This is a genomic window from Streptomyces changanensis, from assembly GCF_024600715.1.
GTDB classification, from domain to species: domain Bacteria; phylum Actinomycetota; class Actinomycetes; order Streptomycetales; family Streptomycetaceae; genus Streptomyces; species Streptomyces changanensis.
Window position 1 is genome coordinate 3,570,452 of record NZ_CP102332.1, and the last position, 21,315, is coordinate 3,591,766.

A 21,315-nucleotide genomic window follows, 5' to 3' on the forward strand; every position below is an offset into this window, starting at 1 on the left:
GGTGTGCTGAACAATAGGCGGGGTAGGGGTGTCCGTCGGGCCCGCCGGGCCGCGTGTCGGGGGACTCTTGCGCATAAGGGCTGGATAAAAGTTGAGCGCGCTCGACTCAGGTCTGTTGACGTGAGTGCGTGGGTCGTGCATCCTTGAGCCTGTTCCACTCAAGTCAGTTGGAGGAATCGAAATGGCACGTGCGGTCGGCATCGACCTGGGCACGACTAACTCCGTCGTCAGCGTTCTGGAAGGCGGCGAGCCCACCGTCATCACCAACGCCGAGGGCGCCAGGACCACGCCGTCCGTCGTCGCCTTCGCCAAGAACGGCGAGGTCCTCGTCGGCGAGGTCGCCAAGCGGCAGGCCGTCACCAACGTCGACCGGACCATCCGTTCGGTCAAGCGCCACATGGGCACGGACTGGAAGATCGAGCTCGACGGGAAGAACTTCAACCCGCAGCAGATCTCCGCGTTCATCCTGCAGAAGCTGAAGCGGGACGCCGAGGCGTACCTGGGCGAGAAGGTCACGGACGCGGTCATCACCGTCCCGGCGTACTTCAACGACTCCGAGCGCCAGGCCACCAAGGAGGCCGGCGAGATCGCGGGCCTGAACGTCCTGCGCATCGTCAACGAGCCGACGGCCGCCGCCCTGGCGTACGGCCTCGACAAGGACGACCAGACGATCCTCGTCTTCGACCTCGGTGGCGGCACCTTCGACGTCTCGCTGCTGGAGATCGGCGACGGCGTCGTCGAGGTGAAGGCCACCAACGGCGACAACCACCTCGGTGGTGACGACTGGGACCAGCGCGTCGTCGAGTACCTGGTCAAGCAGTTCCACTCCGGGCACGGCGTGGACCTGTCCAAGGACAAGATGGCCCTCCAGCGCCTCCGCGAGGCCGCCGAGAAGGCCAAGATCGAGCTGTCCTCGTCCACCGAGACCTCGATCAACCTGCCCTACATCACGGCGTCCGCCGAGGGCCCGCTGCACCTGGACGAGAAGCTCACGCGCGCCCAGTTCCAGCAGCTCACCGCGGACCTGCTGGAGCGCTGCAAGATCCCGTTCCACAACGTGATCAAGGACGCGGGCATCCAGCTCTCCGAGATCGACCACGTCGTCCTCGTCGGTGGCTCGACCCGCATGCCGGCCGTTGCCGAGCTCGTCAAGGAGCTGACCGGTGGCCGCGAGGCCAACAAGGGCGTCAACCCGGACGAGGTCGTCGCCATCGGTGCCGCCCTGCAGGCCGGCGTCCTCAAGGGCGAGGTCAAGGACGTCCTGCTCCTCGACGTCACCCCGCTGTCCCTCGGCATCGAGACCAAGGGCGGCATCATGACCAAGCTCATCGAGCGCAACACCACGATCCCGACCAAGCGGTCCGAGATCTTCACGACGGCCGAGGACAACCAGCCGTCCGTGCAGATCCAGGTCTACCAGGGCGAGCGCGAGATCGCGGCGTACAACAAGAAGCTCGGCATGTTCGAGCTGACCGGCCTCCCGCCGGCCCCGCGCGGCGTCCCGCAGATCGAGGTCGCCTTCGACATCGACGCCAACGGCATCATGCACGTGACCGCGAAGGACCTGGGCACGGGCAAGGAGCAGAAGATGACCGTCACCGGCGGCTCCTCGCTGCCGAAGGACGAGGTCGACCGGATGCGCCAGGAGGCCGAGCAGTACGCGGAGGAGGACCACCGCCGCCGCGAGGCCGCCGAGACCCGCAACCAGGGCGAGCAGCTCGTCTACCAGACGGAGAAGTTCCTCGCCGACAACGCCGACAAGGTGCCCGGTGACGTCAAGACCGAGGTCGAGACGGCGGTGAGCGAGCTCAAGGAGAAGCTGAAGGGCGAGGACACCGCGGAGATCCGCACCGCCACCGAGAAGGTCGCGGCCGTCTCCCAGAAGCTCGGCCAGGCCATGTACGCCGACGCCCAGGCCGGCCAGGCGGCCGGCGGCGCCCAGGCGGACGCCGGCGACACCGGCGCCAAGGGCGACGACGACGTCATCGACGCCGAGATCGTCGACGACGAGAAGCCGAAGGGTGGGGCCGCATGACGGAGGAGACCCCGGGATTCGAGGAGAAGCCCGACGTCCCCTCCGGCGCCACCCCTGACGACGCCGCCGAGGCCGCCGAGACCCCTCCCGTGGAGGAGGGCGCGGCGGCCCCGGCCGGGGACGCGAACGACACGGACCAGTCGGTCGGCGCGACCGCCCAGCTGGACCAGACCCGCAGTGCGCTCGCCGAGCGCACCGCGGATCTCCAGCGGCTCCAGGCGGAGTACCAGAACTACCGCCGCCGCGTCGACCGGGACCGGGCCGCGGTCAAGGAGGTCGCCGTCGCGACGCTCCTGACCGAGCTGCTGCCCGTGCTCGACGACATCGGCCGCGCCCGGGAGCACGGCGAGCTGGTGGGCGGCTTCAAGTCGGTCGCCGAGTCGCTGGAGACCACCGTCGCCAAGATGGGCCTCCAGCAGTTCGGCAAGGAGGGCGAGCCCTTCGACCCGACGGTGCACGAGGCGCTCATGCACTCGTACGCGCCGGACGTCACCGAGACGACCTGCGTGGCGATCCTGCAGCCCGGGTACCGCATCGGCGAGCGGACCATCCGGCCCGCGCGCGTCGCCGTGGCCGAGCCCCAGCCGGGCGCGGCGCCGGCCGCGAAGGACGAGCAGCCGGGCGACGAGGAGAACGGTGGCCCCGACGAGGGCTGACAGCCGGCGGGCCGGCGGTCTTCGGACCGCCGGCCCGGTGGCTGACGCAGTGATCGTCCGGGAGGAGGGACGTCGATGAGCACGAAGGACTTCGTCGAGAAGGACTACTACAAGGTCCTCGGCGTCCCCAAGGACGCCACCGAGGCCGAGATCAAGAAGGCGTACCGCAAGCTCGCCCGGGAGTTCCACCCGGACGCCAACAAGGGCGACGTGGCGGCCGAGGCGCGTTTCAAGGAGGTCTCCGAGGCGAACGACGTCCTCGGCGACCCCAAGAAGCGCAAGGAGTACGACGAGGCGCGCGCCCTCTTCGGCAACGGCGGCTTCCGCCCCGGACCCGGCGGCGCCGGCGGCTCGTTCAACTTCGACCTGGGTGACCTCTTCGGCGGTGCCCAGGGCGGCGCGGGTGGCGCCGGCGGCTTCGGCGGCGGGCTCGGGGACGTCTTCGGCGGCCTGTTCAACCGGGGCGGCACCGGTGCCGGCCCGGGCACGCGGACACAGCCGCGCCGCGGCCAGGACATCGAGTCCGAGGTGACGCTCAGCTTCACCGAGGCGGTGGACGGGGCCACGGTCCCGCTGCGCATGTCCAGCCAGCAGCCCTGCCAGGCGTGCTCCGGCACCGGCGACAAGAACGGCACCCCGCGGGTCTGCCCGACCTGCGTCGGCACCGGCCAGGTCTCGCGCGGCGGCAGCGGCTCGTTCTCGCTGACCGACCCGTGCGTGGACTGCAAGGGCCGCGGGCTCATCGCCCAGGACCCGTGCGACGTCTGCCACGGCAGCGGCCGCGCCAAGTCGTCGCGCACCATGCAGGTGCGCATCCCGGCGGGCGTCTCCGACGGCCAGCGGATCAGGCTGCGCGGCAAGGGCGCCCCCGGCGAGCGGGGCGGACCGGCCGGCGACCTGTACGTGATCGTCCACGTCGACAGCCACCCCGTCTTCGGCCGCAAGGGCGACAACCTCACCGTCACGGTCCCCGTCTCCTTCGCCGAGGCGGCGCTGGGCGGCGAGATCAGGGTGCCGACCCTCGGCGGGCCCGCGGTCACGCTGAAGATCCCGGCCGGCACGCCCAACGGCCGGACCATGCGCGCCCGCGGCAAGGGCGCCGTCCGCAAGGACGGCACGCGGGGCGACCTGTTGGTGACCGTCGAGGTCGCCGTGCCCGAGGGGCTGAGCGCCGAGGCGCGCGAGGCCCTGGAGGCGTACCGTCGGGTGACCGCGGACGAGGACCCGCGGGCGGAGCTCTTCCAGGCCGCGAAGGGGGCTTGACGCAATGGACGCACGCCGACGCAACCCGTACGAACTGACCGACGAGACTCCGGTGTACGTCATCTCGGTGGCGGCCCAGCTCAGCGGGTTGCACCCGCAGACGCTGCGCCAGTACGACCGGCTGGGACTCGTCTCGCCGGACCGTACGGCCGGGCGGGGACGGCGCTACTCGGCCCGCGACATCGAGCTGCTCCGGCAGGTGCAGCAGCTGTCGCAGGACGAGGGCATCAACCTGGCCGGAATCAAGCGCATCATCGAGCTGGAGAACCAGGTCGCCGCGCTGCAGGCGCGGGTGGCCGAGCTGTCGGCGGCGGTCGAGGGTGCGGCGGCGGCGATACGCCAGCGCGAGGCCCAGGTCCACGCCTCGTACCGGCGCGACCTGGTGCCGTACCAGGAGGTGCAGCAGACGGGCGCGCTGGTCGTGTGGCGCCCGGGTACGCGCCGGGGCGGCGAGTAGCCACCCAGTGCGGCGGTCGGTTCGGCGCGTTCGGCGTGCGGCGTCCGGCCCGTGGACGTTTCGAAGGCCCCCTCTCCGGAGGGGGCCTTCCGCGTGCCGGGGCCGGGCCGTGCGGGTCAGGAGCCGCCCTCGTGCGGGGGGCCCGGACCATGCGGGTCCGGGGGCGGCCCTCATGCGGGTCAGGGCCGCCCTCGTGCGAGTCAGGGGCCGTGCGGGTGCGGGTGCCCGCCCCCTGCGGGTGTCCGCGGCCGGCGGGGCGTCAGTCGTGGCCGCGCGGTGGCTCCTCCGGTCCCGGGGTGCGGGGGGTGAGGTCCTGGTCCTGGTCGAGGATGCCGGAGCGGGCGATGAGGTAGCCGAGCTGGGCGCGGCTGCCGCTGCCCAGGGTGGAGGCGAGCTTGGCGATGTGGGCGCGGCAGGTGCGGACGTTCATGCCGAGCCGGCGGGCGATGGCCTCGTCGACGTGGCCCTCGACGAGGAGCTTGGCGATGGACCGCTGGATGCCGCTTATGCCGTTGAGGGCGGGGGCGTACGAGACGACCTCCTCCTCCCACGGGATGCCGTGCAGCCAGAACTGCTCGAACACGCCGACGAGGTACTGCACCAGTCCCTCGTGCCGCAGCTCCAGGGCCACCTGGCGGTCGCTGCGGGCCGGTATGAAGGCGACCTTGCGGTCGACGATGATCAACCGGTCGATGATCTCCTCCAGCGTGCGGACCTCCAGCCCGTACGGCGTGATCCGCTCGACGTACCCCATGGTCGCCGAGTGGTGCCGCGCGGTGTGCTGGTAGAGGGTCCGCATTCGGACACCGCGGCCCAGCAGGGGCTCCACCCGCCGCAAGGCGGCCTTGACAGTCTCGGGTTTCCGTCCGCTGCCCGGCTGGATGGTGAGGAGTTCGACCGCGCACTCGTCCGTCACGCGGTCCAGTTCGGCGTTGATGACCGCCAGACCCTCCAGGACGTTGATCGCCGCACTGGTGCACGGGGCCGCCGCGGGGATCGTCATGAACGGCTCGAATGCATCGGCCAACGACAGGGCCCGCTGCCTGCGCTGCTGGATCTCCCGCTCGATGGGGTGTATCAGCTGGTTGAGGGCGATGGACGGAGGCACGGGCCGCAGCCACTGGGAATCGTCCGGATCCGGATGCAGCAGGGCGAGGTCGATGAGGCAGGGCGCCGCGTCGACCTCCGTACGGGCTATCCGGCCGGCGCGCAGGGCGGCCGCGTACAGGTGCTTTCCGGCTTCGCACAGCTCGTCATGACTGTGCCCGGTTTCCGGATTGTCCACCTTAGACCGCATCTGCACCCCCCTCAGGGTCCTGTATTTCAGGAACATGATGCCTGTACTGGCTGGTGGAAGCGTTCGGAGTGAGCCATCGTCATAGACGCGGGGGAGGAGGTAAGGACAAAAAGAGGTGGAGATCGTCCATGACCAGGATGGTTCGTGCACTTAGCGCCATAGCTGTCGCCGCGGCGGCCGCGTGCGGTGTCGCCGCCCTCAGCGGCGAGCCGTCGTGGGACACGGTGTCCGCGAACAGCGTCGTCGCAGGTGAGCCTGCGTGGGAGGTCGGGCCGGCGGGCATCCCTGAGCCTTCGTGGGAGGTCGCCCCGACGACCTTCGGGGAGCCCTCTTGGGACAGCGCCGACTCCACGCCGACGGGTGTCGCCGCATGAACGTCCCCGACGACTCCCGATTCCGCCGCGAGATGGCGTCCGCCTACCGTTCCGGGTGGCACTTCATCGACCTCGTCACCGCAGTCCCCCAGGGTGGCGATTCGTTGATGGTCACCCTCTTCGGGGAGCCGATCGTCATCACCCGCGGCGACGACGAGGACATCCGCGCCTACCGGTGCCTCCGTCGGCCGCGCGGTGCGCCGCAGCCCGTCCGCTGCGCCATCCGCTACGGAATGATCTTCGTCAACCTCGACCAGCGTGACCATCAGCTGGTCGAGGCCGAGGCCCCCACCGCCACCCCCCGCAGCGCCTGAGCGATTCCCCCGTCGTTGTAGATCGCTCAGGTGCTTCCCCCACACAGCGGCGCCATCGTGGACCTGAAACACGATGGCGCCGCTGTGCTGTCCGCGTCCCGCGCGCCCCGCGATCCGGGCCCGCGCCGCGCGCCCCGCGATCCGGGCCCGCGCCGCGCGCCCCGCGATCCGGCCGCGTCCCGCGCGCCCCGGGCGCCCACCCCGCGCCGCGCGCCCCGGGCGCCCACCCCGCGGTGTGTGCCCCGCGCGCCCGCCGGGCCCCGCGCGTCCCTCGGTCTAGGCCCGTCCCATCGCGCGGGTGAGCGTGATCTCGATCACGACCCGGTCCGGGTTCGGCGTCGGGGTGCGCCCGTACCGCTCCGCGTACCGCGCGACGGCGTCCGCGACGACGTCCGGTTCCGTGCGGACCACGGCCAGGCCCTCCAGCGTCGCCCAGCGGCCCGCGGCCACCTGGCACACCGCGACCCGGGCGCCGTCGGACCCCGCCGCCAGCACGTTCGCCACCTTGCGGCTGTGCTTGTTGGTGATCACCCGGGCCACGCCCCGCGCGCCGCCGTCCGGGTCGTAGGTGACGCCGACCGGCACCACGTGCGGCGAACCGTCGGGACGGTGGGTCGTCAGGGTGCACATGTGGCGCTCGCGCCAGAAGCTGACGTAGGAGGCGCCGGGGTCCCGCAGGTCGATGGCCATGTCCGGAACCTACCGGCGGCTGCTGGCACCCACCACCTTGAGTGGAATAGACTCAACTTTGTCGACGTTGGCTGAGTCATAAGGCCGGTACGACGCATCAGCAGCCGAGGAGGACCCAGTACCCGTGGACGCCGAGCTGACCAACAAGAGCCGGGACGCGCTGAACGCCGCGACCAACCGCGCCGTGTCGGGCGGGCACGCCGACCTGACGCCGGCGCACCTGCTGCTGGCGCTGCTCTCCGGCCAGGACAACGAGAACCTCACCGACCTGCTCGCCGCCGTCGACGCCGACCAGGCGGCCGTGCGCGCCGGGGCGGAGCGGCTGCTCGCCGGCCTCCCCAGCGTCACCGGGTCGACCGTCGCCCCGCCGCAACCCAACCGCGACCTGCTCGCCGTGGTCGCCGACGCCCAGGCCCGGGCGCGCGAGCTCGGCGACGAGTACCTCTCCACGGAGCACCTGCTCGTCGGCGTCGCGGCCAAGGGCGGCGCCGCGGGTGAGCTCCTCACGCGGCAGGGCGCGACCGCCGGGAAGCTGCTGGCCGCCTTCACCCGCGCGCGGGGCAGCCGCCGCGTCACCACGCCGGACCCCGAGGGGCAGTACAAGGCGCTGGAGAAGTTCGGCACGGACCTCACCGCCGCCGCCCGCGAGGGCCGGCTCGACCCGGTGATCGGCCGCGACCAGGAGATCCGCCGCGTCGTGCAGGTGCTCTCCCGTCGCACCAAGAACAACCCCGTCCTCATCGGTGAGCCCGGCGTCGGCAAGACCGCCGTCGTCGAGGGGCTCGCCCAGCGGATCGTGAAGGGCGACGTCCCCGAGTCGCTGCGCGACAAGCGGCTGGTCTCCCTCGACCTGGGCGCCATGGTCGCCGGCGCGAAGTACCGCGGCGAGTTCGAGGAGCGGCTGAAGACCGTCCTGTCGGAGATCAAGGAGAGCGACGGCCAGGTCGTCACCTTCATCGACGAGCTGCACACGGTCGTCGGCGCGGGCGCCGGCGGCGACTCCGCGATGGACGCGGGCAACATGCTCAAGCCCATGCTGGCCCGCGGCGAGCTGCGCATGGTGGGCGCGACCACCCTCGACGAGTACCGCGAGCGCATCGAGAAGGACCCCGCGCTGGAGCGCCGCTTCCAGCAGGTCCTGGTCGCCGAGCCGACCGTCGAGGACACCATCGCCATCCTGCGCGGCCTCAAGGGCCGGTACGAGGCGCACCACAAGGTACAGATCGCGGACTCCGCGCTCGTCGCCGCCGCGACCCTCTCCGACCGGTACATCACCTCCCGTTTCCTCCCCGACAAGGCCATCGACCTCGTCGACGAGGCGGCATCCCGGCTCCGCATGGAGATCGACTCCTCGCCCGTCGAGATCGACGAGCTCCAGCGCGCCGTCGACCGCCTGCGCATGGAAGAGCTGGCGCTGAAGAACGAGAGCGACCCGGCCTCCGTGCAGCGGCTGGAGAAGCTGCGCCGCGACCTCGCCGACAAGGAGGAGGAGCTGCGCGGCCTGACCGCCCGCTGGGAGAAGGAGAAGCAGGGCCTCAACCGCGTCGGTGAGCTGAAGGAGAAGCTGGACGACCTGCGCGGCCAGGCCGAGCGGGCCCAGCGCGACGGCGACTTCGACACCGCCTCCAAGCTGCTCTACGGCGAGATCCCGGCCGTCGAGCGCGAGCTGGAGGAGGCCAGCGAGGCCGAGCAGGAGGCCGCCAAGGACACCATGGTCAAGGAGGAGGTCGGCCCGGACGACATCGCCGACGTCGTCGGCTCCTGGACCGGCATCCCCGCCGGCCGTCTCCTGGAGGGCGAGACGCAGAAGCTGCTGCGCATGGAGGAGGAGCTGGGCCGGCGCCTGATCGGCCAGAGCGAGGCCGTCCGGGCCGTCTCCGACGCCGTGCGCCGCACGCGGGCCGGCATCGCCGACCCCGACCGGCCGACCGGCTCGTTCCTCTTCCTCGGCCCGACAGGCGTCGGCAAGACCGAGCTGGCCAAGGCGCTCGCCGACTTCCTCTTCGACGACGAGCGGGCCATGGTCCGCATCGACATGTCGGAGTACGGCGAGAAGCACTCCGTCGCCCGCCTCGTCGGCGCGCCCCCCGGCTACGTCGGCTACGAGGAGGGCGGGCAGCTGACCGAGGCGGTGCGCCGCCGCCCGTACAGCGTCGTCCTGCTGGACGAGGTGGAGAAGGCCCACCCGGAGGTCTTCGACGTCCTGCTCCAGGTCCTCGACGACGGGCGGCTCACGGACGGCCAGGGCCGCACGGTCGACTTCCGCAACGCCATCCTGGTGCTCACCTCCAACCTGGGCAGCCAGTACCTGATCGAGCCGACGACGACGGAGGCCGAGAAGCGGGAGCAGGTGCTGGAGGTCGTGCGGGCCTCCTTCAAGCCCGAGTTCCTCAACCGGCTGGACGACATCGTCGTCTTCGCCGCGCTGAACCGCGACGAGCTGGCCCGGATCGCCCGCCTCCAGATCGGCCGCCTGGCCCGCCGCCTCGCCGAGCGGCGGCTCACCCTGGACGTCACGCCCGACGCCCTGGAGTGGCTCGCCGTCGAGGGCAACGACCCGGCCTACGGCGCGCGCCCGCTGCGCCGCCTGGTGCAGACCGCCATCGGCGACCGCCTCGCCCGCGCCATCCTGTCCGGCGCGATCACGGACGGCGACACGGTCCGCGTCGACCGGACGGACGACGGCCTGTCGGTGGAACCGGTCCGCTGACCGCGGGCCCCACGGCCCGTGCCGTACGGGGGCGGCCGGCGCCCCCGTACGGGTGGCCCGGGCGGGCCCGTGTCAGCCCGCAGCGGATCGGGGCCGGTCGGGCTTGCCACCGACCGCCCACGATGGGGGAGGATGGCGGCTATCCGTACGAAGGGAATTACCCGGTGAGCATCGACCCGTCCTCGATTCCGAATTTCGGGGGACAGCCCCAGCCTCAGGCCGAAGGACCGGCGGGCCCCATCGTCCCCGACCAGGACCTGGTGAAGCAGCTCCTGGAGCAGATGGAGCTCAAGTACGTCGTCGACGACGAGGGTGACCTCGCGGCGCCGTGGGAGGAGTTCCGCACCTACTTCATGTTCCGCGGCGAGGCGGAGCAGCAGGTCTTCTCCGTCCGCACGTTCTACGACCGGCCGCACCCGGTCGAGGACCGTACGAAGATCCTGGAGACGATCGACGACTGGAACCGCCGCACCCTGTGGCCCAAGGTGTACACGCACCTCCACGAGGACGAGCAGGGCGGCGCCACCGTCCGGCTCATCGGCGAGGCCCAGATGCTGATCGGCACGGGCGTCAGCCTGGAGCACTTCGTGTCGTCCACGGTCAGCTGGGTGCGCGCGTCGATCGAGTTCGACAAGTGGCTGCTGGAGCAGCTGGGCCTGGAGCCCGGCACGCCCACCGAGGGCGACGAGGTCTGAGCACCCGCGCCCCCTCGGGCGTCCCGCGGTACCCGGGTCCGGCCGGGGCGGCGGCCCATGACGGGCCGCGGCCCCGGCCGGACCCGTTCAGGGCCGGGCCGGGCGCCCCGCCGTGGCCGTCACAGCCGGGCCAGGCGCTCGGCCGCCTCCCGCAGCACGGCCTCGCCCTTGCAGAAGGCGAGCCGCACCAGGGTCCGCCCCGTCTCCGGGTGGTCGTAGAAGACGGCGTTCGGGATGGCGACGACCCCGCACCGCTCCGGCAGCGACCGGCAGAAGGCGACCCCGTCCTGTGCGCCCAGCGGGGCGGCGTCGGCCGTCACGAAGTACGTGCCGCGCGGCCGGTACACCCGGAAGCCCGCCGCCGTCAGCCCCTCGGTGAGGATGTCCCGCTTGGCGGCGAGGTCGGCGCGCAGCGACGCGAAGAACGCGTCCGGCAGCCGCAGCGCCTCGGCGACGGCGTACTGGAACGGCCCCGACGCCACGAAGGTCAGGTACTGCTTCGCCGTCCGCACCGCCGCCGTCAGCTCGGGCGACGCCGTGAGCCAGCCGACCTTCCACCCGGTGAACGAGAACGTCTTGCCGGCCGACGAGATCGTCACGGTCCGCTCCCGCATCCCCGGGAACGACGCGATCGGCACGTGCTCCGCGTCGTCGAAGACCAGGTGCTCGTACACCTCGTCCGTGACGACGAGCAGGTCCCGCTCCACCGCGAGCGCCGCCACCGCGGCCAGCTCGTCCCGGGTGAGGACGGTGCCGGTGGGGTTGTGCGGGGTGTTGAGCAGGATGAGCCGGGTGCGGTCGGTGACGGCGGCGCGCAGCTCGTCCAGGTCGAGGACGAAACGGCCGCCGGCCGGGTCGGGGCGCAGGGTCACCGGGACGCGGGTGCCGCCGGCCATGGCGACGCACGCGGCGTACGAGTCGTAGTACGGCTCCAGGGCGATGACCTCGTCGCCCGGCTCGACCAGCGCGAGCAGGGACGCGGCGACCGCCTCCGTCGCCCCGACGGTGACCAGGACCTCCGTGTCGGGGTCGTAGGAGAGGCCGTACCGCCGCCGCTGGTGCTCGGTGATCGCGGTGCGTAGCTCCGGGACGCCGGGGCCGGGCGGGTACTGGTTGCCGCGGCCCTCGCGCAGGGCGCGGACGGCCGCCTCGCGGATCTCCACGGGGCCGTCGGTGTCGGGGAAGCCCTGGCCGAGGTTGATCGCGCCGGTGGCGGTCGCCAGCGCGGACATCTCGGCGAAGATCGTGGTGCCGAACGGGGCGAGACGGCGGTTGAGCGGTGCTCTGGTCATGGGCGCCATCCTGCGGTGAAGCGCGGGCGGCCTCAAGGGCGCGCGCGGGCCGTACGGCGTCCGGTGCGGAAACCTCTGGAGTTGCTCAATTCGCGATTCGGCGTGGGTGGCGGACGGGCATTCCCCAGGCACACCACACACGGGGGAGGGTGATCGGACATGGAGTTCATGGCGGTCTTCGGGGGACTGGCGCTGATGGCGGTGATCATCCGCGTCGTCTCGGCGGGAGGCGCCCGCGGCGGCGCGTCGCGGCGAAGCCGGCGGGGGCGGCGCTCGTCGTCGACCGGCGGCGGCGCGGGCGGCTGGTGGGACGGCGGTGGGGGCCACTCCTGCGGCGGCGGCTCGTCGTGCGGCGGGGGCGGCGGTTGCGGCGGCGGTTCCTGACCGGCGGGGGGCGGACGACATGACCGGGATGGTCGTCGTGGGCAGCGCGCTGCTGCTGCTGACGGTGGGGTTCGTGGCCCTCACCACGGGGGGCGGGGGCACCGGTGGGGGCCGGACGGCCCGCCGCCGGACCGCCGGCACCGGCGCCGGGAGGACCGGCGCCGGAAGCACCGGCGCAGGGGGAGTCCGGTCCGACACGGCGAGCGGCGGTGGCGTCTGGTTCGACGCCGGGAGCGGCGTCCCGGGCGGCGGTGACGGCCCGGGGGGCGGCACCGGCGGCCGGGGTGACGCGCCGTCGTGCGACGGCGGCGGGAGCGGCGGCTCGTCCGGCGGCTCCTGCGACGGGGGCGGAGGAGGGGGCGGGTGCGGAGGCGGCTGACACGGGGCAGCCGGTCCGCATCCGCGGCGGGGCGCCCGGCGGGGAGAACTTCCGCCGGGCGTGCCCCCGTTGTGTGTTTGCGCGCCTCTTCCCGCGGTTTCTGGTGAACACCTGAACCGTCAGGCCCCCGAGGGGATGGAACCGGCGCAAAGTTGGGTAAAGACGCTGTGGGCCTCGCGGGGTTCATGATTGCCTCGCTGTCGAGACATCGAGCCCTCGGACCTCGTGTGGACCCCGAGCCGGTACCTCCAGCCCCCTGAACGTCCTTTGAACGTCTTCCGGGACGACGCCCCCGGTCCACCCGTCACGTCACCGTGCTTGCGGAGCTGACTCATGCTCACCACCCTGCAGACCGCGTACACCGACACGCGCGCAGCCGACCTGGCCTGGGCGTTGGGGCGCGAGCCGCTGCCCGCCCTCGCCGTCCTGGACCTCGAACTGTCCGGCGCCACGCTGCAACTGAGACTGCTCGGCGCGTCCCACCAGGTCCTCCTGGAGGAAGGGGACACCAGATGCTCGGAGACCGTCGCCTGCATGCCCGGCGGCAGCACGCCCCTGCCGCTGGGCGCGGCGGAGCGGATCGGCGGTATGGAGTACGAGTTCGCGGCGCGCGTCGAGACGCTGTCGCGGGGCGCGTTCGCCGGGCGCGCGCAGGAACTGCTCGCGCTCGTCGCCGACCACCCGCACGGCCTGGCCGGGACGTTTCCCGGCTCGCCGCACGCGTTCACCGCGATGCTGGCGCAGCGGTACGACGGCGGGGTGCGGTGGCGCACGTGGCACGCCTACCCGCAGGAGGGACAGCTCGTGGTGACGCGGACCAGCGTGCGGCGCGCCCCCCGGGCCCGGCGCCCGGACGACGGGGCCGCCCGGCCGCGCCGCGAGGGCGGTGCCGCGTCCGACGGCCCGCTGGTACGCGGGGCCGCCGGTGGCTGACGGGGTACCGGTACGCGGGGGCGCCGTCGGTGGCCTGCTGATGGCGCCACCGGCGGGGGCCGGCTGCCGACCGGCCGGGGCTGCTCCGGTGGCGGCCCGGGGCCGGTCCGCACGGGCTGTGGGCGTTCCATGCCTCGGACGCCCCGGTAGCACTCGTGTGGGTGACCAAGAGTGAGCGGAGCGCGACGTAGCGTGGGCGCATGCTCGAAGCGCCCGCCTCGCCGACCGCGGCGCCGCCCTCCTGCGAGGACGCGGCGCCCGGGCCGCCGGGGCCGCGCGCCGGCCGCCCCTTGGTCCTCGCGGCCGTCTTCGTCTGCGCCGCCTGCGGACTGGTCTACGAGCTCCAACTGGTCGCCCTCGCCTCGTACCTGATCGGCGACTCCGTCACCCAGGCGTCCGTCGTCCTGGCCGTCATGGTCTTCGCGATGGGCGTCGGCTCCCTGCTCGCCAAACGGCTGCGCCGCCGGGCCGCCGTGGGCTTCGGGCTGCTGGAGGCGCTGCTCGCCCTGGTCGGCGGCTGCTCCGGGCTCGCGCTGCACGCCTCGTTCGCCTGGCTGGGCGGCGCGCGGCACACGCTGGTCGTGCTCTCCCTCGCCACCGGCGTGCTGATCGGCGCCGAGATACCGCTGCTGATGACGCTGATCCAGCGCGTCTCGCCGCGCGCCCGCCAGGACGCCGACGGCACGGTCGCGGACCTGTTCGCCGCCGACTACGTGGGCGCGCTGGTCGGCGGGCTCGCCTTCCCGTTCGTCCTGCTGCCCTGGCTCGGTCAGCTCACCGGCGCGCTCCTGACCGGCGTGGTGAACGCCGTGGTGGGCGGGGCCATCGTGCTGTGGCTCTTCGCCCGCGACCTGTCGGGCCGCGAACGGCTGCTGCTCGTCTGCGTCAACGCCGCCGTCCTCGGCCTGCTCGCCGTCGCCGCGCTGCTGGTGGAGGACTTCGAGCGGGCCGCCCGCCGCGCCGTCTACGGCGCGCACGTCCGCGTCGCCGTCCGCACGTCCGTGCAGGAGGTCGTGCTGACCGGCGCCCGGGACGGACCGCCCGACCTGTACCTGGACGGGCGGCTGCGGATCAGCGGCGGCGCGTACCGCCACCACCAGGCCCTGGTCCACCCCGCCATGCGCGGGCGCCACACGCGCGTGCTCGTCCTCGGCGGCGGCGACGGGCTCGCCGCGCGCGAGGTGCTCCGCTACGCCGACGTGGCGCACGTGACCGTCGTCGAGGTGGACCCGGGCGTCGTCCGACTCGCCCGCACCGATCCGGCCCTGGCCCGGCTGAACGACCACGCGTACGAAGACCCCCGGCTGCGGGTCGTCCACGCCGACGCGTTCCGCTGGCTCAGGACCGCGCCGCGCACCGCGTCGTACGACGTCGTCCTCGCGGACCTGCCGCACCCGGGGAGCACCGCCGGCGCGAAGCTGTACTCGCAGGAGTTCTACGGCCTGACCGCGCGCGTGCTCGCCGCCGGCGGCCGCCTCGCCGTCCACGCCGGGCCGGTCGCCGCGCGGCCCTCCGTCTACTGGACGGTGGAGGCGACGCTGCGCGCCGCGGGCTTCGCCACCCGGCCGTACGCCGTCACGGGGCCGCCGACCGGTTCCGCCGGCGGCCCCGGCCGCGCGTCCGGCGGGTCCGCGCGCCCCGCGCACGACTGGGGCCTCCTCCTGGCCGCGCCCGCCTCGTCCCGCGCTCCGGGCCCACCCGCCCTCGCGCCCGCCCCGGGGGCAGCGGCGCGGGGCGCGCCGACGCCGGACGTCCTGGCGGCCGCGGCACGCCGCGCGGAACGGACCCGCGTGCCGGCCCTGCCCCCGTCGACCCTGACCCACCCCCGCTACGGCCGATGACCGAGACCGGACGGGGCCGGCGGCCCGCCGGGCCGGGCCGGTGGGACCGGCCTCGTCCCGGGCGCCGGGTCGCCCGGGACGCGGGCGGCGGGTCGCCGGGGACGCGGGTGGCGGGTCGCCGGGGGAGTGCGGGTGGCGGGTGATCGGTGGCGCGCGAGCGGGGACGGGACGGCCCGGCGTGGGTAGGCTCGCTCCCATGGAGCATGAGGTGTTCGTTCCGGTTGCCGAGCCGCCCCTCCGCGACCTGCTGGCCGACCCGGCCCGCGTCGCCCGCTGCGTCCCAGGGCTCCAACAGGACGCGGACGGCGCCGCGGGGCCGCTGTCCGGCCGCCTCCGGGTGCGCGTCGGCGGGCACACCATCACCTACCGCGGCGAGCTGCACCTCACCGCCCGGGAGGACGGCGCGTACGCCGTCGAGGGCGAGGGCTCCGAAGTGCGCGGCGGCGGGGCGGTGAAGGTCGCGCTGACCGCCCGGCTCACCCCGGCGGAGGACGGCACCACCCTGGTGTTCACCGGTTCCGCCGGCGCCGAGGGGCGCCTGGCCGAGCTGCCGGACGACGCGGTCACCGCGGCGGCCCAGCGCCTGCTGGACCGTCTCGGCGAGGCCCTCGCCCGCGGCGCGGCGGCTCCGGCCGCCCCGGCCGCCACCGCGGGCCCGCAGGACGGCGTGACCGGTCCGGACGACGCGGACGACGCGGGCGGTCCCGGCGACGTGGACCACGACGGGGTCGACGACGGCGCCGTGGAGCCGACCGCCGTCGACGCCGCCCCGGACGCCGCCCCGGACGCCGCCGCGGGCGACGCCGCCGACGCCGCCCACACCGCCGCCGGTGACGACGCGGCCGACGACGAGGCCGGGCGGCGCCCCACCGTCTTCGACACGCCGGTCCCGCCGCCCTCCCTGGACCCGGCCGCCCTGGACCCGTTCGCCGTCGACGGCTTCCCGCTCGACGAGACGGTCCCCGGCGAGCCCGCCGTCGAGGCCGCGCACGCCCGGCGGACCATGATCGGCCGCAGCGCCGAGGAGGTCGACCACTCCCCGCCCCGCGGCAGGTACGCCCCCGTGCCCGGCCCCGACCACCGTGTCGGTTCAGCCGCGCTGCGCTGGCTCGCCCCCGCCGCCGCGCTCGCCATCGCCTCGGCGGTCGTCGTCGGCCGCGCCCTGCGCCGCCGCGGCTGAGGGTCCCGGACTCCTCCGGGGCGGTGTCCTGCCGGTCAGGCCGGGCTCGCGCGTCCGGCACGGCACGCTCTCCCGCGCCGTTCGGGCACGGGACATGCCCCAGCGCGGCGTCGTCGGTCGCCCACGCCACCGGACAGTCGCTCCCTGATCCGGCCCGACGGACGAGTCACCCCCTAGGGTCGGTGGGGTGAGCATGAGTGAGAACGTCCGGCTGGCCGCCGGAGACGTCGAGTTGACCATCACGCCCGCCAACGGCTGCCGGTTGGGCAGCCTGCGCGTGGCCGGCGCGGAACTGCTGCGGCAGGGCGAGCGGTACGGCTGCTTCCCGATGGTGCCCTGGTGCGGGCGCACCGACCGGGGCGCCTTCCTCAACGGCGCGACCCGGCACCGACTGCCGCTCAACGCGCCCCCGCACGCCATCCACGGCACCGGCCGCGACACCGCGTGGCGCACGGCCCGCGCGGACGCGACGGAGGCGGTCTTCACGTACGACCTGGCCGACCCGTGGCCGTACACCGGCCGGGTCACGCAGACCGTCGAGCTGACCGACTCCTCGCTCACGCTGCGGCTGGGCGTCGAGACGTACGACGACTCGTTCCCCGCGCAGGCCGGCTGGCACCCGTGGTTCAACCGGACCGTCGACGGCAGCGAGGTGGCCCTCGACTTCGCCCCCGCCTGGCAGGAGGAGCGCGGCGACGACCACCTCCCCACCGGCCGGCGCGTCGAGCCCCGGCCCGGCCCCTGGGACGACTGCTTCGGCATGCCCGACGGCGTCAGCGCCACGCTGACCTGGCCCGGGGTGCTGGAGCTCGAGGTGGCGAGCCGCTCCCCGTGGGTCGTCGTCTACGACGAGCAGGAGGCCGCCGTCTGCGTCGAGCCGCAGTCGGGTCCGCCGAACGGGCTGAACACCCACCCGCGGCTCGTCACCCCCATCGACCCGCTGGAGGTCGCCACCACGTGGACCTGGCGCCGCCTCTGACGCGCGGGCCGCGCCACCTCCGGCTCGGGCCGCCGCCGCTGCCTCCGCCGCCGCCGCCTCCGCCGCCTCCGCCTCGCCACGGGGCGGGACCGGCCGGTGCGGGAGGCGAGCGGTCGGCGCGGTGGGGTGGGACCGGCCGCCCCGAACGGGACCGGCCGGTGCGGGACAGGACCGGCCGGTACGGGGGTGCGAGCGGCCGGTCGTGCCCGGTGCGGACGGTGCCGCTTAAGCTCGTGGGCATGACTGACGTACGAGCCGATCTGCTCCGGCAGATCAAGGACAAGGCCGTGGTGCACGGCAAGGTGACCCTCTCCTCGGGTCTGGAGGCCGACTACTACGTCGACCTCCGCCGGATCACGCTGGACGGCGCCGCCGCGCCGCTCGTGGGTCAGGTCATGCTCGATCTGACCGCCGACCTCGACTTCGACGCGGTGGGCGGCCTGACCCTCGGCGCCGACCCCGTCGCCACGTCGATGCTGCACGCCGCCGCCGCCCGCGGCCGCGCCCTGGACGCGTTCGTCGTCCGCAAGGCCGCCAAGGCGCACGGCATGCAGCGCCGCGTCGAGGGCCCGGACATCAAGGGCCGCCGCGTCCTGGTGGTGGAGGACACCTCCACCACCGGCGGCTCCCCGCTGACCGCCGTCGAGGCGGTCCGCGAGGCGGGTGCCGAGGTCGTCGCCGTCGCGACGATCGTGGACCGGGCGACCGGCGCCGGCGAGAAGATCAGCGGGACCGCCGGGGTGCCCTACCGGTACGCCTTCGCCCTGGACGAGCTGGGCCTCGGCTGACTCCCGGCCGCTCGACCTGCGGCTTCCTCGACGCGTGCGCCGTTCCCCCGGAACGGCGCACGCGTCGTGCGTCACGGCGGCGTCCGGGGGGTGGAGCCCGCGGGGCCGTCTGGGAAGATGGGTGCGACGATGACGTCGCCCCCAGGTCAGGGATCAGCAACGCTACGCAACCGCAGATCACAAGGAGCGGACAGATGCCCATCGCAACCCCCGAGGTCTACAACGAGATGCTCGACCGGGCGAAGGCAGGCAAGTTCGCCTACCCGGCCATCAACGTGACGTCGTCGCAGACCCTGCACGCCGCCCTGCGCGGCTTCGCCGAGGCCGAGAGCGACGGCATCATCCAGATCTCGACCGGTGGCGCGGAGTTCCTGGGCGGCCAGCACAACAAGGACATGGTGACCGGCGCCGTCGCGCTCGCCGAGTTCGCCCACATCGTCGCCGCGAAGTACGACGTCACCATCGCCCTCCACACCGACCACTGCCCGAAGGACAAGCTCGACGGCTACGTCCGCCCGCTGATCGCGGTCTCCGCCGAGCGCGTCGCCAAGGGCGAGAACCCGCTGTTCCAGTCCCACATGTGGGACGGCTCCGCGGAGACCCTCGCCGACAACCTGGCCATCGGCCGCGAACTCCTCGCGCAGGCCGCCGCCGCCCGGATCATCCTCGAGGTCGAGATCACCCCGACCGGCGGCGAGGAGGACGGCGTCACCCACGAGATCAACGACGAGCTGTACACCACCGTCGACGACGCCGTCCGCACCGCCGAGGCCCTCGGCCTGGGCGAGCAGGGCCGGTACCTGCTGGCCGCCTCCTTCGGCAACGTCCACGGCGTGTACAAGCCGGGCAACGTCGTGCTCCGCCCCGAGCTGCTGAAGGACCTCCAGCAGGGCGTCGCCGAGCGCTTCGGCAAGGCCGACCCGTTCGACTTCGTCTTCCACGGCGGCTCCGGCTCGACCGCCGAGGAGATCGCCACCGCGCTGGAGAACGGCGTCGTGAAGATGAACCTCGACACCGACACCCAGTACGCCTTCACCCGTCCGGTCGCGGACCACATGTTCAAGAACTACGACGGCGTCCTGAAGGTCGACGGCGAGGTCGGCTCGAAGAAGACGTACGACCCGCGCACCTGGGGCAAGCTGGCCGAGGCGGGCATGGCCGCGCGCGTCGCCGAGGCCTGCCAGGCGCTCCGCTCGGCGGGCACCAGGCTGAAGTAGTCGCCGCCACGGCGACCGGCCGGGCCCGGCACCGCGAGCGCGCGGTGCCGGGCCCGTGCCCGTGGCCGGCCGCGCGGACGCGACGCCGCACCCGTGGGAGGCAGCGCCGCGCCGGCCGGGAGCGACGCCGCGCCGGTCCGGAGCGACGCCGCGCCGGCCGGGAGCGACACCGGAACGCCGGAAGCGCGCCGGAAGGGGAAGCATGCCGCAGGACCGGGTGTACGACTTCGACACGGAGGTGCCGCTACGCGGCACCGGCTCGTTCCAGTGGGACGTGCTGCCGGACCTGTACGGGGTGCCGGACCTGGTCCCGTTCACCATCTCCGACATGGACTTCCGCTCACCGCCGGAAGTGCTCGACGCTGTCCGAGAACGCGTCGCGCAGGGGGTGTTCGGGTATGCCGACTGGCGGTACACGGCCTTCCCGGACGCCGTGCGCGAGTGGTACGGCCGGCGGTACGACCTGGAGCTCGACCCGGCGGCGCTCGTCTTCGGCCCGTCCGTGGTGAACGGCCTGGCGCAGCTGCTGCGGATGTGGACCCGGCCGGGTGACGGCGTCGTGGTGCACGTGCCGACGTACGACGGCTTCACCAAGACCCTCGCCGGGCTCGGACGGGAGGCGCGGGGCGTCCCGGTCGGCGACCGGGCGGCCCTGGAACGGGAGCTGGCGCGCCCCGACAGCCGGGTGCTGCTGCTGTGCTCGCCGCACAACCCGACGGGCCGGGTGTGGAGCCGGGCCGAACTGGAGCGGTTCGCGGTGCTCGCCGCCGCGCACGGGGTGGCCGTCGTCAGCGACGAGATCCACGGCGACCTCGCCCACGACGGCCACCCTCACGTGCCGTGGCCGGCCGTCGCGCCGGTCGGGGGTCGTTGGGCGTTGCTCACCTCGGGGTCGAAGGCGTTCAACTTCCCCGCGCTGAACGGGGCGTACGGCGTGCTCGGCGACCCGGCCGACCGGGCCGCGTTCGACCGCCGGCTGGAGTACGGCGAGGGCCTCACCGCGCCGTCCGTGCTCTCCCTCACCGCGCACACCGCCGCCTACCGGCACGGCGGGCCCTGGCTGGACCAGCTGCGCGCGTACGTCGCGGGGAACCTGCGGCTGCTCGCCCACCGGCTGGAGGATGCCTTCCCCGGCCGCGCCCTGTACGCGCCGCCGCAGGCCGGGTACCTCGCCTGGGTCGACCTGCGGCCGCTCGGCGTGGACGACGGGTCGCTCGACGAGGAGCTGGTCCGGCGCGAACGGGTCGCCGTCCGGCGCGGCACGGTGTACGGCACGGCCGGATTCGTGCGGATCAACCTCGGCTGCCCGCGCGCCAAGGCCGAGCGGGGCGTCGACGCGCTGGTCCGCACCCTGACCCGTCTCGCGGAGTGACCCGGCCGCCGTAGGACACTGGGGCCATGGCCATTCACGAGAACCTGCTGGGGGGACCGCCCCCCACCCACCTGCCCGACGAGCCCGGTCCGCGCGAGCTGCTGGAGGCCGGGACCGCGCCGGAGGAGGTCGCCGCGCAGTACCCGACGTCCTCGCTCGCCTGGGCGCGCCTCGCCGACGCCGCCTACGAGGGCGGCCGGGTCGTCGAGTCGTACGCGTACGCCCGCACCGGCTACCACCGGGGCCTGGACGCCCTGCGCCGCAACGGCTGGAAGGGCCACGGTCCCGTGCCGTGGGAGCACGAGCCGAACCGCGGCTTCCTGCGCGCCCTGCACGCCCTGGCGCGGGCCGCGCAGGCGATCGGCGAGAAGGAGGAGTACGAGCGCTGCGCGACGTTCCTGCGCGACTCGTCGCCGCTCGCCGCGGACACGCTGGGCTGACGCCGCCCAGGGGGACCGG

The 21,315-nt window shown here is 73.9% G+C and carries 19 protein-coding genes; 16 read left to right on the forward strand and 3 right to left on the reverse strand.

The annotated features are described in order from the left end of the window. The first annotated feature begins 181 nt into the window (after nucleotides 1-181). From dnaK to NRO40_RS15900, 4 genes are all read left to right on the forward strand, one after another. Nucleotides 182-2,035: a molecular chaperone DnaK gene (gene dnaK, locus NRO40_RS15885; RefSeq protein WP_058942425.1), complete on the forward strand. Its 1,854-nt coding sequence runs from the start codon at nucleotides 182-184 to the stop codon at nucleotides 2,033-2,035. Then, nucleotides 2,032-2,691 (forward strand): nucleotide exchange factor GrpE, encoded by a 660-nt coding sequence (gene grpE / locus NRO40_RS15890; protein ID WP_058942426.1) that lies wholly within the window; start codon nucleotides 2,032-2,034, stop codon nucleotides 2,689-2,691. The genes dnaK and grpE overlap by 4 nt, the downstream gene beginning before the upstream one ends. 75 nt (nucleotides 2,692-2,766) lie before the next feature. After that, entirely contained in the window at nucleotides 2,767-3,954 is a 1,188-nt protein-coding gene (gene dnaJ / locus NRO40_RS15895) for a molecular chaperone DnaJ (RefSeq protein ID WP_058942427.1), read from the forward strand. A gap of 4 nt (nucleotides 3,955-3,958) precedes the next feature. Next, on the forward strand, nucleotides 3,959-4,411 hold the full coding sequence (locus NRO40_RS15900; protein WP_058942428.1) for a heat shock protein transcriptional repressor HspR: 453 nt from the start codon (nucleotides 3,959-3,961) through the stop codon (nucleotides 4,409-4,411). A gap of 259 nt (nucleotides 4,412-4,670) precedes the next feature. Here the strand turns inward: NRO40_RS15900 and NRO40_RS15905 are convergent, their stop codons facing one another. After that, nucleotides 4,671-5,708 carry a helix-turn-helix transcriptional regulator gene (locus NRO40_RS15905; protein ID WP_198549346.1) on the reverse strand — a complete coding sequence of 346 codons (1,038 nt, stop codon included), beginning with the start codon at nucleotides 5,706-5,708 and terminating at the stop codon, nucleotides 4,671-4,673. A 370-nt stretch (nucleotides 5,709-6,078) separates the two neighbouring features. Between NRO40_RS15905 and NRO40_RS15910 the strand changes: the two genes are divergently transcribed. Beyond that, a complete protein-coding gene (locus NRO40_RS15910; protein ID WP_058942430.1) occupies nucleotides 6,079-6,396 on the forward strand; it encodes a Rieske (2Fe-2S) protein in 318 nt (105 codons plus the stop codon). Nucleotides 6,397-6,672: 276 nt separating this feature from the next. Here the strand turns inward: NRO40_RS15910 and NRO40_RS15915 are convergent, their stop codons facing one another. Beyond that, nucleotides 6,673-7,086 carry a pyridoxamine 5'-phosphate oxidase family protein gene (locus NRO40_RS15915; RefSeq protein ID WP_058942431.1) on the reverse strand — a complete coding sequence of 138 codons (414 nt, stop codon included), beginning with the start codon at nucleotides 7,084-7,086 and terminating at the stop codon, nucleotides 6,673-6,675. Nucleotides 7,087-7,210: 124 nt separating this feature from the next. On the opposite strand from NRO40_RS15915, the gene clpB reads away from it, so the two are divergent. Both clpB and NRO40_RS15925 read left to right on the forward strand, forming a co-directional pair. Beyond that, the gene (gene clpB, locus NRO40_RS15920) at nucleotides 7,211-9,796 is read left to right on the forward strand and encodes an ATP-dependent chaperone ClpB (protein ID WP_058942432.1); all 2,586 of its coding nucleotides are present in this window, start codon (nucleotides 7,211-7,213) and stop codon (nucleotides 9,794-9,796) included. A gap of 164 nt (nucleotides 9,797-9,960) precedes the next feature. Further along, the gene (locus NRO40_RS15925; protein ID WP_058942433.1) at nucleotides 9,961-10,491 is read left to right on the forward strand and encodes a type III secretion system chaperone family protein; all 531 of its coding nucleotides are present in this window, start codon (nucleotides 9,961-9,963) and stop codon (nucleotides 10,489-10,491) included. A gap of 119 nt (nucleotides 10,492-10,610) precedes the next feature. On the opposite strand, the gene NRO40_RS15930 is transcribed toward NRO40_RS15925, so the two are convergent. Beyond that, a complete protein-coding gene (locus tag NRO40_RS15930) occupies nucleotides 10,611-11,792 on the reverse strand; it encodes a pyridoxal phosphate-dependent aminotransferase (RefSeq protein ID WP_058942434.1) in 1,182 nt (393 codons plus the stop codon). Nucleotides 11,793-11,942: 150 nt separating this feature from the next. Here NRO40_RS15930 and NRO40_RS15935 point away from each other — a divergent pair, with 150 nt between their 5' ends. The 9 genes from NRO40_RS15935 (at nucleotide 11,943) to NRO40_RS15975 (ending at nucleotide 21,296) form a co-directional block, all read left to right on the forward strand. After that, nucleotides 11,943-12,167, forward strand: coding sequence for a hypothetical protein (locus tag NRO40_RS15935; protein WP_079047080.1), 225 nt, complete (start codon nucleotides 11,943-11,945; stop codon nucleotides 12,165-12,167). Between the two features lie 712 nt (nucleotides 12,168-12,879). Continuing rightward, on the forward strand, nucleotides 12,880-13,479 hold the full coding sequence (locus NRO40_RS15940; RefSeq protein ID WP_079047081.1) for a DUF2617 family protein: 600 nt from the start codon (nucleotides 12,880-12,882) through the stop codon (nucleotides 13,477-13,479). 200 nt (nucleotides 13,480-13,679) lie between these two features. Continuing rightward, nucleotides 13,680-15,320 (forward strand): polyamine aminopropyltransferase, encoded by a 1,641-nt coding sequence (locus tag NRO40_RS15945; RefSeq protein ID WP_058942436.1) that lies wholly within the window; start codon nucleotides 13,680-13,682, stop codon nucleotides 15,318-15,320. Between the two features lie 196 nt (nucleotides 15,321-15,516). Continuing rightward, nucleotides 15,517-16,500, forward strand: a complete 984-nt coding sequence (locus tag NRO40_RS15950) for an SRPBCC domain-containing protein (protein ID WP_058942437.1) — start codon at nucleotides 15,517-15,519, stop codon at nucleotides 16,498-16,500. 193 nt (nucleotides 16,501-16,693) lie between these two features. After that, on the forward strand, nucleotides 16,694-17,479 hold the full coding sequence (locus NRO40_RS15955) for an aldose epimerase family protein (RefSeq protein WP_198549344.1): 786 nt from the start codon (nucleotides 16,694-16,696) through the stop codon (nucleotides 17,477-17,479). A 239-nt stretch (nucleotides 17,480-17,718) separates the two neighbouring features. Then, nucleotides 17,719-18,267, forward strand: a complete 549-nt coding sequence (pyrE, locus tag NRO40_RS15960; RefSeq protein ID WP_058942468.1) for an orotate phosphoribosyltransferase — start codon at nucleotides 17,719-17,721, stop codon at nucleotides 18,265-18,267. A gap of 176 nt (nucleotides 18,268-18,443) precedes the next feature. Continuing rightward, on the forward strand, nucleotides 18,444-19,484 hold the full coding sequence (gene fbaA, locus NRO40_RS15965) for a class II fructose-bisphosphate aldolase (protein ID WP_269803090.1): 1,041 nt from the start codon (nucleotides 18,444-18,446) through the stop codon (nucleotides 19,482-19,484). Nucleotides 19,485-19,686: 202 nt separating this feature from the next. Further along, on the forward strand, nucleotides 19,687-20,856 hold the full coding sequence (locus NRO40_RS15970) for a MalY/PatB family protein (RefSeq protein ID WP_058942440.1): 1,170 nt from the start codon (nucleotides 19,687-19,689) through the stop codon (nucleotides 20,854-20,856). A 26-nt stretch (nucleotides 20,857-20,882) separates the two neighbouring features. Continuing rightward, complete coding sequence (locus NRO40_RS15975; protein ID WP_058942441.1) at nucleotides 20,883-21,296, forward strand: DUF3151 domain-containing protein; 414 nt, start codon at nucleotides 20,883-20,885, stop codon at nucleotides 21,294-21,296. Nucleotides 21,297-21,315 lie beyond the last annotated feature (19 nt).